This window comes from Paraburkholderia adhaesiva, from assembly GCF_021390575.1.
In the GTDB taxonomy this organism is placed as follows: domain Bacteria; phylum Pseudomonadota; class Gammaproteobacteria; order Burkholderiales; family Burkholderiaceae; genus Paraburkholderia; species Paraburkholderia adhaesiva.
Map to the genome: position 1 here is coordinate 980,555 of NZ_JAJEJQ010000001.1, position 15,429 is coordinate 995,983.

Annotated in this window: 10 protein-coding genes; 5 read left to right on the forward strand and 5 right to left on the reverse strand. The window is 65.3% G+C overall.

Going from position 1 to position 15,429, the window contains the following annotated elements; genetic code table 11:
• The first annotated feature begins 374 nt into the window (after positions 1 to 374).
• Positions 375 to 1,856 carry a DEAD/DEAH box helicase gene (locus L0U80_RS04285; RefSeq protein WP_233862725.1) on the forward strand — a complete coding sequence of 494 codons (1,482 nt, stop codon included), beginning with the start codon at positions 375 to 377 and terminating at the stop codon, positions 1,854 to 1,856.
• A 221-nt stretch (positions 1,857 to 2,077) separates the two neighbouring features.
• Here the strand turns inward: L0U80_RS04285 and gluQRS are convergent, their stop codons facing one another.
• A complete protein-coding gene (gene gluQRS / locus L0U80_RS04290; protein ID WP_233862727.1) occupies positions 2,078 to 3,016 on the reverse strand; it encodes a tRNA glutamyl-Q(34) synthetase GluQRS in 939 nt (312 codons plus the stop codon).
• A gap of 23 nt (positions 3,017 to 3,039) precedes the next feature.
• Positions 3,040 to 3,927 carry a sulfurtransferase gene (locus tag L0U80_RS04295; protein ID WP_233862728.1) on the reverse strand — a complete coding sequence of 296 codons (888 nt, stop codon included), beginning with the start codon at positions 3,925 to 3,927 and terminating at the stop codon, positions 3,040 to 3,042.
• A gap of 258 nt (positions 3,928 to 4,185) precedes the next feature.
• On the opposite strand from L0U80_RS04295, the gene dnaE reads away from it, so the two are divergent.
• A complete protein-coding gene (gene dnaE / locus L0U80_RS04300; protein WP_233862729.1) occupies positions 4,186 to 7,755 on the forward strand; it encodes a DNA polymerase III subunit alpha in 3,570 nt (1,189 codons plus the stop codon).
• A gap of 72 nt (positions 7,756 to 7,827) precedes the next feature.
• On the opposite strand, the gene L0U80_RS04305 is transcribed toward dnaE, so the two are convergent.
• The gene (locus L0U80_RS04305; RefSeq protein WP_267954665.1) at positions 7,828 to 8,682 is read right to left on the reverse strand and encodes a glycosyltransferase family 2 protein; all 855 of its coding nucleotides are present in this window, start codon (positions 8,680 to 8,682) and stop codon (positions 7,828 to 7,830) included.
• Between the two features lie 355 nt (positions 8,683 to 9,037).
• Here L0U80_RS04305 and msbA point away from each other — a divergent pair, with 355 nt between their 5' ends.
• On the forward strand, positions 9,038 to 10,792 hold the full coding sequence (gene msbA, locus L0U80_RS04310; RefSeq protein WP_373322180.1) for a lipid A export permease/ATP-binding protein MsbA: 1,755 nt from the start codon (positions 9,038 to 9,040) through the stop codon (positions 10,790 to 10,792).
• A 114-nt stretch (positions 10,793 to 10,906) separates the two neighbouring features.
• On the opposite strand, the gene L0U80_RS04315 is transcribed toward msbA, so the two are convergent.
• Positions 10,907 to 12,259: an O-antigen ligase family protein gene (locus L0U80_RS04315; protein WP_233862731.1), complete on the reverse strand. Its 1,353-nt coding sequence runs from the start codon at positions 12,257 to 12,259 to the stop codon at positions 10,907 to 10,909.
• A 282-nt stretch (positions 12,260 to 12,541) separates the two neighbouring features.
• Here L0U80_RS04315 and L0U80_RS04320 point away from each other — a divergent pair, with 282 nt between their 5' ends.
• A complete protein-coding gene (locus tag L0U80_RS04320) occupies positions 12,542 to 13,600 on the forward strand; it encodes a glycosyltransferase family 4 protein (protein WP_233862732.1) in 1,059 nt (352 codons plus the stop codon).
• Between the two features lie 214 nt (positions 13,601 to 13,814).
• On the forward strand, positions 13,815 to 14,123 hold the full coding sequence (locus tag L0U80_RS04325; protein WP_233862733.1) for a DUF4148 domain-containing protein: 309 nt from the start codon (positions 13,815 to 13,817) through the stop codon (positions 14,121 to 14,123).
• Between the two features lie 187 nt (positions 14,124 to 14,310).
• Here the strand turns inward: L0U80_RS04325 and mnmH are convergent, their stop codons facing one another.
• Positions 14,311 to 15,411 carry a tRNA 2-selenouridine(34) synthase MnmH gene (mnmH, locus tag L0U80_RS04330; protein WP_233862735.1) on the reverse strand — a complete coding sequence of 367 codons (1,101 nt, stop codon included), beginning with the start codon at positions 15,409 to 15,411 and terminating at the stop codon, positions 14,311 to 14,313.
• Between the last annotated feature and the right edge of the window lie 18 nt (positions 15,412 to 15,429).

A 15,429-nucleotide genomic window follows, 5' to 3' on the forward strand; every position in this document is an offset into this window, starting at 1 on the left:
CGGGCGCCCCAAATGATGGGGAGCGACCACGCCGCGCCGGACAAGGGGCGGCCCGGCGCAGAGGCCCTGACGCGTTGCCAGTGGGATTTATGCCAGGGTGCTACAATACCGCGCTTTCGGCGGGGTGCGCCGGCCGCAGAAAAACGCTGCGGGCCGCTCGACCTGCCGGATGAGAGCCGGGGGAAGCGCGCGACCTTGCGTCCGGGCCGATTCGTCGGTGCGGGAGCGATACCCCGGCTGTACGCCGGTGACTTGCGCCGGGCGTACTCCTCGCGGCCCGCCGGGCTGCGAGCCGCGACCCGCGCGTCCGTTGCGGCGCCCGGCCGTCAGCGCCGCGGCGTCAAGCGCTCAGGCGCCTTTATAGCGAAGCCACCATGTCCGACACTGACGTCAAGCCCAGCACTGCGACTTTCGACCAGTTTGGCCTTGCACCCGAAATCCTCAAGGCGATCGACGAGCAGGGCTACACGACGCCCACGCCCATCCAGGCGCAGGCGATCCCCGTGGTGCTCACGGGCCGCGACGTGATGGGTGCCGCGCAGACCGGCACCGGCAAGACCGCGAGTTTCTCGCTGCCGATCCTCCAGCGCCTGTTGCCCAACGCGAACACGAGCGCCTCGCCCGCCCGCCATCCGGTGCGTGCACTGATCCTCACACCGACACGCGAACTGGCCGACCAGGTCGCCGCCAACGTGCGCTCGTATGCGACGCACACGCCGCTGCGTAGCGCGGTGGTGTTCGGTGGCGTCGACATGAATCCGCAGTCCGACGAACTGCGCCGCGGCGTCGAGATCCTGATCGCGACGCCGGGCCGCCTGCTCGACCACGTCCAGCAGAAGACGACGAATCTCGGCCAGGTGCAGATGCTCGTCCTCGACGAAGCCGACCGCATGCTCGACATGGGCTTCCTGCCGGATCTGCAGCGCATCCTGAACCTGCTGCCGAAGGAGCGTCAGACGCTGCTGTTCTCGGCTACGTTCTCGGGCGAAATCAAAAAGCTGGCCGCCACGTATCTGCGCACTCCGCAGACGATCGAAGTCGCGCGCAGCAACTCGACGGCCACGAACGTCACGCAGGTCGTCTACGAAGTCCACGAGGGCGACAAGGCCGGCGCCGTCGTGCAACTGATCCGCGATCGCGGCCTGAAGCAGGTGATCGTGTTCTGCAACAGCAAGATCGGTGCGAGCCGCCTTGCGCGCACGATCGAGAAGCAGGGCATTGTCGCGGCGGCGATTCACGGCGACCGTTCGCAGAACGAGCGCATGCAGGCCCTCGACGCGTTCAAGCGCGGCGAGATCGAGGCGCTTGTTGCGACCGACGTGGCCGCGCGCGGCCTCGACATCGCCGAACTGCCGGCCGTGATCAACTTCGATTTGCCGTTCAACGCGGAAGACTACGTGCACCGCATCGGCCGAACGGGCCGCGCTGGTGCGTCGGGCGACGCGCTTTCGCTGTGCAGCCCGAACGAGAAGAAGCAGCTCGCCGACATTGAGAAGCTCATCAAGCGTCCGCTGACCGTGGAGCGTCTGGTCGTCGATGCGCCGGCCGTGCATCACGAAGGCGGCAGCCGCGGCCGTCACGAGCGCGGTGAGCGTGGTGATCGTGGCGAGCGCTCGGCTCATGGCCATCGCCGCACGGGGTCGTTCGACAGGCCGCATCATCGTGCGCAGCCCGTCGACGAGTTCTTCCTGAAGCCCTATGAGCCGTCGCCGTCAACGCGCAAGGCCGCCGAGGACACGAATGCGACGAACACGGTCGCGCCGCAGAAGTCGCAGTCGAAGCAGCCGCTCGCGGCGCTGTTGGGCGGCCTCGGGGCGTCGTGGCGTAACAAGCCTTCTTCGTCTTCGTCGAACTGACGTCGAACTTCGGCGCAGGTAAAGGTAGAAACAAAACGGCGTGCCAGGCGGCACGCCGTTTTGTTTTGGTGGGTTTGAATGGTGCGGGTCGTGCTCGTGGACTTTGCGGCCAAGTGTGTGTGGCGCGTCCGCCGCGTCTCGACTGCCTGACTCGGTTTGCCGCGTTCCGATTACCGTGCGTCGACCACCGGGTTCAGGCCAGCGCATTCAGCCAGCCGTATCTAGTCCACGACAGGCAACTTCGCGAGCCGACGCCGCCAGGCGTCGATGGCGTCAGCGTGAAAAGCGTCCAGCGTGGCCGGTGCGGGATCGCACAATTCCAGCCCCAGATGCCGGGCTGCCGCGACGAGCGCATCGAGCGGACGCACACCATCGAGTGCCTGCGCGCCAGTCTGTTTCGAGAGCTTCTCGCCGTCGTCGTTGGTCACGACCGGAACATGCAGGTAAGTGAGCGAAGGCACGCCGAGGCAGCGTTGCAGCCAGATCTGGCGCGCCGTCGAGTCGAGCAGGTCCGCGCCGCGCACGACGTGTGTGATGCCCTGTTCGGCGTCATCGACGACCACCGCAAGCTGGTACGCCCACTGACCGTCCGCGCGCAGCAGAACGAAGTCGCCCACATCGGTTGCGAGATTCTGCGACTGCGGGCCTAGCCAGCGGTCGTCGAAGCGGATTACGGCCGCGCCCGGCGGTGCGTCTACGGGTACGCGCAGGCGCCACGCGCGCGCGTGCTTGCCGTGCAGGCCGTTCCGGCAGGTACCGGGGTAAATCAGCGTGGTATTGCGCTGATGCGCGTGCAGTTGCGAATCGGCGATTTCCTTGCGCGTGCAACCGCACGGATAGACGTGGCGCGCGGCCAGCAGCCTGTCGAGCGCCGCGCGATAGCGATCGGTTCGCGCGCTTTGCCAGACGGGAGGTTCATCGGCCTGAAAGCCGAAGCGTTCGAGCGTCGCCAGGATGTCCTGCGCCGCGCCGGGCACGGTGCGCGGACCATCGATGTCCTCAACGCGCACGAGCCACGTACCGCCGTGCGCGCGCGCGTCGAGCCAGCTCGCGAGCGCCGAGACGAGCGAGCCGAAATGCAGCGGGCCGGTCGGCGAGGGGGCGAAGCGGCCGCGGTAGGGAAGATGACCGGGCGCGCTCGCGTAGTGGGTGTCGCTCACGCGCGCGTGCGTTTTCGGTGCGCTCAGGCGGCCAGGCCGGCCTGCGCCGAAGCTGCGTCGCCTTGCTCGCGCGCCGGATGGCACGCCGGGCAGGTCTTGCCCACAACATAGAGCGGCGATGCCTGCCCGGCCGGGGGCACAACGGCACGGCATGCAAAGCATTGAACGGTGTCGGTGGCTTCGAGGTTCGGATTAAGCGCGGTGCGTTGGTCGAACACGAAGCAGTCGCCGTGATAGTGCGCGCCGCCCACTTCCTCGAAATATTTGAGAATACCGCCTTCGAGCTGGTAGACGTTCTCGATGCCCGCTTCCTTCATGTGGATGGCGGCCTTCTCGCAGCGGATTCCGCCCGTGCAGAACGACACGACGGTCTTGCCTTCGAGATCGGCGCGGTTCGCTTCGATCACAGCGGGGAATTCGCTGAACTTGTCGATGCGGTAGTCGAGCGCTTGCTCGAACGTGCCGACGTCTACTTCAAAGGCGTTGCGCGTGTCGAGCATCACGACCGGGCGGCCCTCGTCATCGTGACCCCGGTCGAGCCATGCCTTCAGCGTGACCGGCGCAACCGACGGCGCGCGGCCCTCTTCGGGACGGATCGCCGGTTTCTTCATCGTGATGATCTCGCGCTTCAGGCGCACGAGCATGCGATTGAACGGGCGCGTTTCGGAGAAGCTTTCCTTGAACTGCAGCGTCGCGAACTTGCCCTCGAAGAGCGGATCGTGGCGGATGTAGTCGATGAAGGTGCGCACGGCGGTTTCTTCGCCCGCGACAAACAGATTGATGCCTTCCGGTGCAAGCAGGATCGTGCCCCGCAAGTCGAGCGACTTGCAGCGATCGAGGACTTGCGGGCGCCATTCGACCGTGTTGTCGAGCGTCGCGAACTGATAGGCGGAGAGATTGAGGATGCGCATGGACAGAACTGATGAGACTCGCACGCGTTTTCTGGCGCTGCCGGGAGGCCGGGCGGCGGGCGTAATCTCGTATTATCGCTCATGGTGCTTCGAGGCGCTCTGCAACGGCATGCAGCGTGCATTGTGGGACCCACGGGGCGGAAAGGCGCTCGCAAGGGCCAATGGACGGGCGTAAGGCCCGACATCAGGCCAACGACGCCTTATCCGTATGGCCAACGCCGTCGCGACGGCCCGAATTCGCCCCAGGCTGGAGTTACAATGACGCGCATGTCAGATCCCCGCTTCGTTCATCTTCGCGTCCACTCCGAATTTTCGATTGCCGACGGCATCGTGCGCCTCGACGACCTCGTCAAGGCGGCGGCCAAAGACGGCCAGGGGGCGCTCGCGCTCACCGACCTCGGCAACGCATTCGGCCTCGTTCGTTTCTACAAGGAGGCGCGCGGCAAGGGGGTCAAACCCATCGCCGGCTGCGACGTCTGGATCATGAACCCGGACGACCGCGACAAGCCTTCACGTCTACTGCTGCTTGTGAACGACAAGCGCGGCTACCTGAACCTCTGCGAACTGCTTTCGAAGGCGTGGCTGACGAACCAGTATCGCGGCCGCGCTGAAGTCGATGTCGCGTGGCTCGAAGCCGGGCTCGGTGAAGGGCTGCTCGCGCTTTCGGGCGCCCAGCAGGGCGATATCGGCCTGGCGCTTGCGGCGGGCAACGTCGAAAGCGCGAAGCGCCATGCGCAACGGTGGGCCACGCTGTTCCCGAACGGCTTCTACATCGAACTGCAGCGCTGCGGCCAACCGGGCGGCGAGCCGTACGTGCAACAGGCCGTTGCGCTTGCGGCGGACCTGAAGCTGCCCGTGGTCGCCACGCACCCGATGCAGTTCATGGAGGCCGATGAATACACGGCGCACGAAGCGCGCGTGTGCATCTCGGAAGGCGACATCCTCGCGAATCCGCGCCGCCAGAAACGCTTCACCACGGACCAGCGCTTCCTGTCGCAGGAGGAAATGACCGCGCTTTTCGCGGACATTCCGTCGGCGATTACGAACACGATCGAAATCGCCAAGCGCTGCAATCTCACGCTCGAACTCGGCAAGCCGAAGCTGCCGCTCTTTCCGACGCCGGACGGCCTCTCGCTCGACGACTACCTCGTGCAGCTCTCGAAGGAGGGCCTCGAAAAGCGTCTTGTGCAGCTGTACCCCGACGAAGCGGAGCGTGAGAAAGAGCGGGCGCACTACTACGAACGTCTGGAATTCGAGTGCGGGACGATCATCAAGATGGGCTTCCCGGGCTACTTCCTGATCGTCGCGGACTTCATCAACTGGGCGAAGAACAACGGCGTGCCGGTCGGGCCGGGCCGGGGCTCGGGTGCGGGCTCGCTCGTCGCTTACGCGCTCGGCATTACCGACCTCGATCCGCTGCGCTACAACCTGCTGTTCGAGCGCTTCCTGAATCCGGAACGCGTGTCGATGCCCGACTTCGACATCGACTTCTGCCAGCACGGGCGCGACCGCGTCATTCAGTACGTGAAGGAGAAGTACGGCCCGGACGCGGTCTCGCAGATCGCGACGTTCGGCACCATGGCCGCGAAGGCGGCCGTGCGCGACATCGGCCGCGTGCTCGACCTCGGCTACAACTTCACGGACGGCGTGGCGAAGCTCATCCCGTTCAAGCCGGGCAAGCACGTCACCATCGCCGACGCGATGAAGGAAGAGCCGCTCCTCCAGGAGCGCTACGACAACGAGGACGAAGTCCACCAGCTGCTCGATCTCGCGCAGCGCGTGGAGGGTCTCACGCGTAACGTCGGCATGCACGCGGGCGGCGTGCTGATCGCACCCGGCAAGCTCACGGATTTTTGCCCGCTCTACACGCAGGGCGACGAAAGCGGCGTCGTGAGCCAGTACGACAAGGACGACGTGGAAGCCGTCGGCCTCGTGAAGTTCGACTTTCTGGGCCTCACCACGCTGACGATCCTCGACTGGGCCGAGCGCTATATCCGCATGCTCGATCCGTCGAAGAATGACTGGTCGCTCGGGCAAGTACCGCTCGACGACGCGGCTTCGTTCCAGATCCTCAAGAAGGCGAACACGGTCGCCGTGTTCCAGCTGGAAAGCCGCGGCATGCAGGGCATGCTGAAAGACGCCCAGCCCGACCGCTTCGAGGACATCATCGCGCTCGTGGCGCTGTACCGTCCGGGCCCGATGGACCTGATTCCGAGCTTCTGCGCGCGTAAGCACGGGCGCGAGGTCGTGGAGTATCCGGATCCGCGCGTCGAACCCGTCCTGAAAGAGACCTACGGCATCATGGTCTATCAGGAGCAGGTGATGCAGATGGCGCAGATCATCGGCGGCTACTCGCTCGGCGGCGCGGACTTGCTGCGCCGCGCGATGGGCAAGAAGAAGGCCGAGGAGATGGCCGAGCATCGCGAGATCTTCGCAACGGGCGCCGCCACGAACGGCCTCACGCGCGAGAAGTCCGACGAGATCTTCGACTTGATGGAGAAGTTCGCGGGCTACGGCTTCAACAAGTCGCACGCGGCTGCCTACGCGCTGCTCGCGTACTACACGGCGTGGCTCAAGGCGCACCATCCGGCCGAATTCATGGCAGCCAATATGTCGCTCGCCATGGACGACACCGACAAGGTGAAAATCCTCTTCGAGGACTGCATCACGAACGGCATGAAGGTGCTGCCGCCGGACGTCAATGCGTCGGCGTATCGCTTCGAGCCTGTCGCTGAAACAGACGCGGGTGACAAACACACGCGCTCGCGCACGATCCGCTACGGCCTCGGCGCGATCAAGGGCAGCGGCCAGAACGCCATCGAAGAAATCCTGCGTGCACGTGAAGAAGGCGGGCTCTTCAAGGACCTGTTCGACTTCTGCGAGCGTATCGACCGCCGTCTCGTGAATCGCCGCACGATCGAAGCGATGATCCGCGCGGGCGCGTTCGACACGATCCACGCGAATCGCGCGCAACTGCTCGCTTCGGTGCCGATGGCGATGGAAGCCGCCGACCAGGCGAGCGCCAACGCCATGCAGGCCGGCCTCTTCGATATGGGCGACGCGCCGCTCGCCGCGCATGAACTGGTGGACGAACCCGCGTGGGGCGAGAAGCGCAAGCTTCAGGAAGAGAAGGGTGCGCTCGGCTTCTATCTTTCGGGACACCTCTTCGACGCCTACAAGGACGAGGTGCGCCGTTTCGTGCGCCAGAAGATCGGCGACCTGAAGGAAGGGCGCGACAAGCTCGTCGCAGGCGTGATTGCGTCGCTGCGCACGCAGATGACCCAGCGCGGCAAGATGCTGATCGCGCTGCTCGATGACGGCTCCGGCCAGTGCGAAGTGACGGTCTTCAACGAAACTTACGAGGCGCACAAGGCGCTCTTCAAGGAAGACGAACTGCTCGTCGTGCAGGGCGGGGCGCGCAACGACGCGTTCACGGGCGGAATCCGCTTTACCGTCGACACGGTGATGGACCTGGAGCGCGCGCGCAGCCGTTATGCGCAGGCCGTGAAGCTGGAGATGAACGGCAATGCGAATGCGCAGGCACTACGCGCCGTGCTGGAGGCGCATCGCGCGAAGCCCGACGATACGCTGCCCGCGCCTGCAGCAGACACGCGCGCACGCGGTGGCCGCGACGGCGGCGGCGGGTACGGACGCGAGCGAACTCAGGCGGTGATTCCGAACGGACTCGCCGTGCAGATCGTCTATCGCAACGCGAGTGCTGAAGGCGAAGTGCGGCTTGGCGATGCGTGGCGCGTCAAACCGACGGACGATCTGCTTGCGGCGCTGCGCGGCGAATTCGCGGGCAGTTCGATCGAGATCGTGTACTGACGTCGATGTTCGTTCGCTATGCGAAGGCCGCGCGAAGTCTATGACTTCGCGCGGCCTTCGTACTTCTGGGTTCTATTTCCGCGCCTCGCCCTTCTTCGCGACGCGGCCATCGCGTGTCAGCAGCGCGAGCTTCACGTAGCGGTAGTAGGTCGTCTCGGCGTTGTTGATGGCGAGCATCAGTCCCTCGGGGCCATCAAGGAAACCCGCGCGCAGCACCCACGTGCGGAAGAACGCCCAGAATCCCTTGCCGAGCGCCTTGCCGAGCGACGAGCGCTTGCCGGCTTCGGCCATCGTCAGTGCGCCGGCCGTCGAATACGCGTTGGTCTTCTCCAGCGCTTCGTGCAGGTCCGGCATCGAGAGGTGGATGATCGGTCCGTCGAAACGGCCGACCGTCCCCTGGATTTCCAGGTGCGTATGCGTGCGAACGTCGGTGAAGCGGGCGCTGCCGCGTCGGAAGATCCGCTCGATGCGGTCCGGCCACCAGCCCGAATGCTTCATGAAGCGGCCGCAGAAGCTGGAGCGGCGGGGCGTCGAAAACGCGGCGTGCGGCGTGCCTTTTGCGAGCAGCGCTTCCAGTTCGGCGCGCAGCTCGGGGCTTATACGTTCGTCGGCATCGAGGCACATCACCCAGTCCCCGTGCGCTTCGGCGAGCGCGCGGTTCTTCTGCGGGCCGTCGCCGGGCCAGTCCGTTTCGAATACGCGTGCGCCAAGCGAGCGGCACAGGTCGGGCGTACCGTCCGTGCTGCCGGAGTCGAACACGATGGTTTCCATCGCGAGCCCGCGCACGGATTCGATGCAGTCGCGAATGTCATGTGCCTCGTTCATCGCGACGACGATGACCGAAAGCGTCGCGCGCGCGGAGCCGTGTGCCCCGCGGGCGACCGTGGCCGGGGCGGGTTGCGTGGTCGAGGAAAGTCCTTCGGACATGAGGGTGACGCCTGTTGTGGACGGATAGCGGGAGCGAGTCCGGCGGCGGGGCGGCGCGGCTCGCAGAGGTGCGTATTCTAGACCATGCCTTCCGGCGCGGGACGGCTTGCCCATTCGTTTCCGGTCCCCGGAAAGCGATGGCGACGCACCGCGGCGTCCGTTCCGTCCCCGAAAATTAGCGCCGACACGCCGTCGCGTGCGCCCGACGCATCCCGTCGCATCGAGCGGCGCACCGCGCGGAGCGTTTACAATGCGGTACCCCGTTGCCGGCCCGAGTGCCGGATGACGGCGTTCGTGAGCATTTCCAGAGGATTCCTTGAGCAAGCAGCCCCCCCAGTCCACTCTCAGCAAGCCGATCGGCACCGGTCAGGCTTCGTCTCCGGCATCGGTCGGACGGCGGCTCTGGCCGTATCTGAAGCCGCTCCTCGGGGTGGCGATCGCAGCCGTGCTCACGCTGGCCCTCGTGGCCGCGACGGAAGCCGGCATTCCCGCGCTCCTCAAGCCGCTGCTCGACCACGGTTTCGGCACGAGTGGCAGCCCGATCGCCAAATGGCTCGTTCCCGTCGCCGTGATCGGGCTTTCGCTCGTGCGCGCGCTCGCGCAGTACGCGTCGGGTTATCTGCTGCAGTACACATCCAACCGGATTCTGCTCGAACTGCGTCTGAAGATGTTCGAGCGGATGATTCATGCGAGCGTCGGGTTCTTCCAGCGCGAGACGGCGAGCACGGTCATCAACGCGATCGTCTTCGAGGTCAACCAGATCCTGAACGTGCTGATGGGCGTGCTGGTCACCGCCGTGCGCGACTCGCTCACGGTGGTCTTCCTGCTCGGCTACCTGTTCTACCTCAACTGGCGTCTCACGCTGATCGTGGCCGTGCTGCTGCCGGCCATCGGCTGGCTCGTCAGCAAGATCAACCGTCGTCTTCGGCGCCTGAATCGCGAGAGCCAGTTGCTGACGAACGAGTTGTCGTACATCGTCGAAGAGACCGTGGGCGGCTACAAGGTCGTCAAGGTTCACAACGGCGAGCGCTACGAAATGGACCGCTTCGGCGAAATGAGCCGCCGCCTGCGCGGCTACCAGATGCGCATGGTGGTCCACGGCGGGCTCGCGCAGCCGCTCACGCAGTTCCTCGCTTCCATTGCGCTCGCTATCGTCGTGACGATCGCCGTGGTGCAGGCGTCGCACGATCAGACGACCGTCGGCGGCTTCGTTGCGTTCGTGACGTCGATGCTGCTCGTGATTTCGCCGCTCAAGCACCTGATCGACGTGAACCAGCCGCTCCAGCGCGGCATGACGGCGGCCGAACTGATCTTCGGCCTGATCGACGAGCCGGCCGAGCCCGTCGGCGGCGGCAAGCCGCTCGATCGGGCGCGCGGCGAGGTCGAGTTCCGCAGCGTTTCTTTTACCTATGGACCGGGCGGGCGGCCAATTCTCGAAAACGTGTCGTTCAGCGCAGCACCGGGCGAGATGATTGCGCTCGCGGGCCCGTCGGGCAGCGGCAAGACAACGCTCGTGAACCTGCTGCCGCGCTTCTTCGATCCGACTGGCGGGCAGATTCTGGTCGACGGCGTGCCACTGCCGGACTATGACATCCACGCGCTGCGCAGCCAGATCGCGCTGGTGAGCCAGGACGTGACGCTCTTCAACGACACCGTGTCGAACAACGTCGCCTATGGCCAGAAGGCCGACCGCGAACGCGTCGAGAAGGCGCTGCGCGCGGCGAACCTGTGGGACACGATCGCCGCACTGCCGGAGGGCATGGACACGCTCGTAGGCGACAACGGCATGAAGCTCTCGGGCGGCCAGCGCCAGCGTCTCGCGATCGCGCGCGCGATCTATAAGGACGCGCCGATCCTCATCCTCGACGAGGCCACGTCGGCGCTTGATTCGGAATCGGAGCGCCACGTGCAGGCGGCGCTCGAAACGTTGATGGCGGGACGCACGACGCTCGTGATCGCCCACCGTCTGTCGACCATCGAGCGCGCGGACCGCATCCTCGTGATGGAGGCGGGGCGCATCGTGGAGCGCGGGTCGCATCAGCAGTTGCTCGAACAGCGCGGCCTCTACGCGCATCTGCATCAGATCCAGTTCCAGCAAAGCGCGGCGTAAGTCGCTCGCAACGCGGGTCTTTCAGCCGCGGGGCGCGGTAGCGTCTCGCGGCACGTTTCGTCGCTGTGCGTTTGGCCGCTGTGCGTTTCGTATCAGGCAGCGGTTCAGGTTCGTTCAGGAAGAGGCAACCGGCGGCCTTGTATCAGGCTGCACGTGGCCATGAGCGCGTGCCTGAGCCGTGTCTCGCTGCGTTTGCGCCCGGAGTGCATCCAGTGCGCATTCGCGTCTGCGCGCGACGATCGCCGCCAGAAAGGTGGCCATGAGAAGCGCGAGCACCACGGTCACCATGATCGGCACGAAGACATCGATCGTCAGCCCGAACAAGATCGTGCTGAGTGAGACCGCAAGTCCGCTGCACGCAGCGGTGCGGATCACCGGGTCGGCGTCTCGTCGCGCGCGCCAGAAATAAACGGACGTCCCGAAGTACACGACGAAGATGCTCGCCGCACCGATCGCGCCCATCTCCGCGAGCGCCGAGAAGAAGTCGCTATGCGCGCGCTCGTTGATGATCTCCGGACTGGCAAGGCCACGCTGGGCGAGATCGCGGATCGCGCTCCTCAGATGTCCCTTGCCTACGCCATAAACCGGGTGCTGCTCGAAGAGCGTGATCGACGCGCGCCAGAGCTGCAGCCGCTGTCCGATCGATGTGTTCTCATCGCCGTGTTCGAGGAGCGAGACGTCCTTGGTGGCGTCGATAATGCGCTGATGGATGCGCTCAGTAGCGAGGAGCGCGGCCACGCACGCAGCAATGCACACCGCCGCGACGACGATACGCTTCCAGTGCGTGAACCATCCGTGCTGCACACCGATCAGGATCAGGAATAGCGGAATGGCGATCCAGCCGCCGCGCGTGCCGGAGAGATATGAGGCGACGCCGCCCGCGATCAGCCCGAGCAATTTGACGACCAGCGCAAACGCGCGGTGCTGGCGATCCCAGCCGAACGTAATCAGGCTGAGAAATGCGAAGAGCAGTGCGGTATCGCCGAACGGTATCGGGTTGGTGTAGGAGTTCGTGAGGCGTACCGTGGCGCTCCAGTCGCCTGCCGGGGGGGCGATGATCAGCCAGGCGCTCGCCGCCAGCGCACCGAGCGCACAGCCCCAGCCGATGGCGGCGAGATTGCGCGAAGGCAGGCGGCACAGCATCACGAAAATGGGCAGGGCGAGTGCGAAGCGGGAGAGCGGATCGAACTGACGCGGGTCCCAGTAGCCATATACGGCTTGCTGGACGAGCATCACGATGAGCGGGACGACCATCGCGACGACGTACCATGGGTGCGCTCGCAACGGCGCGAAGTAGTCGCGGTCGTTCCGGTTCACCCACGCCTGCTGCAAGGCAATCGCGAGCAAGATGAAGAAGCCGTAGCCGGTTCCTCCGCGCCAGACAAGGTTGACGGCCGGAGCGAGGAGCAAAAGCAGTGTGACGACAGGAACCAGGCGGCGAGGCAAGAACTTTGGTGCGTAATTCATGGCGGCTGGCGCGAATCGTTCGGGCTGTTGTTGTGGCGACATAATCCTTGCGGCGCGGTGTTCTGCGCGACTGAGGATCAACGGGACGCTGTCATGCCCATACCTGACCGATTATACCGAAGGCCCCTTTTGCGGCGCAGAAAGCGGGGAACGCTGAAAGAACCGCTGGAAGTCGTGCCGCATGATGCCCGCGCTATATAATCGGCGCGCGCCGCAGCCGGCGCCCGAAAAGGCGGCAGCCGCTACATCACACACCACGCACATACCACGTCGGACGGGGTCATGAAGATCGGAATCTCCAGCAACGCGCTCAAGCACAGCGGCGGCCTCGAACGGTACGCCATGGATCTCGTGCGCGGGCTCGCCGCTCGGGGCCAGCGACCGGCATTCTTCGCGCGTAAGTTCGATCTCGCAGTGCCGGAGTGTCAGCTCGTCGACCGGTATCGCATCAATGTCTCCTTCCTGCCCGGCAAGTGGCGCGATGCGTGGTTTTCGACGCAGCTCGCGACGCTGCGCCAACGGGCCGATGTGGACGTCCTGATCGGCTGCAACCGTGTCGATTCATCGGAGATTGCGATCTGCGGCGGCACGCACCGCGGCTTTCTGCGGGCCACCGGCCGCCCGTTGCGCCGGTCCGACCGCTGGCAGATCGAACTCGAAAGCCGTCAATACGAGCGTTCGCGCGTGATCGTCGCGCATTCGGACCTGATGCGCGCGGAGCTACTCGAACTGTACAACGTGGACGACGCGAAGATCCGCGTGCTCTACCCGCCCGTCGACGGTGCGCGCTTCTCGCCCGTCGATGACGCCGCGCGCGCCGCGCTACGCGCGTCCTATGGCTTTGGCGAGCACGAAACCGTGCTGCTCTTCCCGTCGAGCAGTCACGACCGCAAGGGTCTTCCGCTCATCGAGTCGGTCGTGAACGGGCTGGACCTGCCGGTTGTCGTCGCCGTGGCAGGGCGACCGCCCGAGCGCACGAGCGAGCACGTGCGCTATATCGGCTACGTAAAAGACCTCGAAAACGCCTACCGCGCCGCCGATTACGCGATTCTTGCATCGAAGTACGAACCGTTCGGGCTCGTCGGCATCGAGTCGGCGATGTGCGGCACGCCTGTGATTCTTTCGTCGAATATCGGCTGCTGCGACGCCATTGCCGACGCCGCGAAGCACGTCTTCCGCCCGGGCGATGCCGCCGACCTGCGCCGCGTGATCGAGGAGCTGGTCGCGGGCGGCAAGCGCCGCGTCATAGCTGATGGCGCCGCCATCCGCTATGACGCGAGCGTCGATGCCCACGTCGGCCAGCTTCTTTCGCTGGCAGCGGACATCGTCGCGGCACGATAGTTTCGCTCTGCGTAGGCGCGCACACCGCGGTGCACGCCGTGCGCGCATTGCCAGCGGCCGCGAGGCGGCAGCGCCGCGGATTCTGCTCGATCCTGCAAAGATCCTCTGAAGAACTAGGGGTTAACCCTCGCACTTGATCCTCCTACACTGCGCACATCGGTCACATGCACATACCGTCGCATGCAAACCGCACCAGCCAAATGGAGGTATTACCGTGAAGTCCCTGATTCAAGCCGTTGCTGTTGCCGCTGCACTTATCGTTCCCGTTGCTTCGTACGCCCAGGCAAATTCGCCCATCACCCGTGCGCAGGTTCGCGCTGAACTCGAGCAACTCGAGAAGGTCGGCTACCACGTCGGCGATGGCGGCGACGCCCACTATCCCGATGCGATCCAGGCCGCCGAAGCGCGCGTGGCGGCGGCGAACGGCAACACCGGGTACGGTGGCGTGGCCAACGGCACTTCGCAGGCCGGCGGCGGCGTCAAGGTATCGCAGAAAGACTGGGACGCGATGTACAGCCACTAAGCACGTTTTCAGACGCACTGCATGAGGCTGGCGGGTGCCACCTGTGCGGTGTGCCCGCTGCGAGGCCGATCGGCAAGACCATGCCTCGTACCTGAACGGATGCCCCACACCTCCGCCATCGGATGTTCGATGGCTTAGCCCGGACCCTTGCGGTCCGGGCGCTTTTTACAGCGTCCGACGAGAGGTTTTAGCGTAGCGCGCCGGCGTGTTCGGAGCGCGTTTCGGGAAGGGGTTCGTTCAGCGGTTTGCTCAATTGTTCGAGCAGCGTTCGCGCTTCGTCGACGACATCGCCGTTCACCGGATGAAACGCGAACCGCGGCGACTTTTCCAGCCTCGCGAAGTTGCGTCGGGTGCTACGCGTATAGGCCGGATCGTAGTGCTCGGCGATGAGCGCTTCGGACAGCGCCTGGCGATCGTCCGCCTCGAGCAGCCGGCACCACGCGTCGATGCGCTCGTGCCCGTGCAACGGCACGAGCTTTAGCAACTGCTCCCGAAAGTAGGCCCGGTTGTCGAGCAGATGGCCATATTCCTCGAGCAGCAGCGCGACACGCTCGTCGCGCGCAACATCCAGCACGACACAGGGCGCCTCGCGGATGTGATCGATCAGTACGACCGGCAGCGTGATCGTGCCGATGCGCCGGCTCTCCGCTTCGACGAATACGGGTCGCGCGGGGTCGAGCGCGTGCAGCGCTTGAATCAACGCTGTGTCGAACGACTTTTGCGAGGGCTGGGCACGCTCGGGCAGTGCGCCGAGGAGCGAGCCGCGATGGGCCGCAAGCGCTTCGAGATCGAGCGTCTGCGCGCCCGCAACGCCCAGTGCCTTCAACAGGCGCGTCTTGCCGCTGCCCGTGGGACCCGCGAGCACGACATAGCGGAAGTTCACGGGCAGCACGCCGAGCGCTTCGACGACCGACTGCCGGTACGCCTTGTAGCCGCCTTCGAGCTGGCGCGCGCGCCAGCCGATCATGTTGAACACCGTCGTCATCGCCCCCGAGCGCTTGCCGCCGCGCCAGCAGTAGATGAGCGGCCGCCAGTTGCGCGGCCGGTCGGCGAAGAGCGTATCGATATGCGTGGCGATGTTACGCGCAACGATGGCCGCGCCGATGCGCGAGGCATCGAACGGCGAGTCTTTGTAAAGCGTGCCGACGATCACGCGTTCTTCATTGCTCATCACCGGCGCGTTGATGGCGCCGGGAACATGGTCTTCGGCAAATTCGGCCGGCGTTCTCACGTCGATGACTTCTTCGAATTCGCCGATGTGCCCAATGGTGACGCGTTGGTGATTCAACTGCGGTGCTCCCTGATA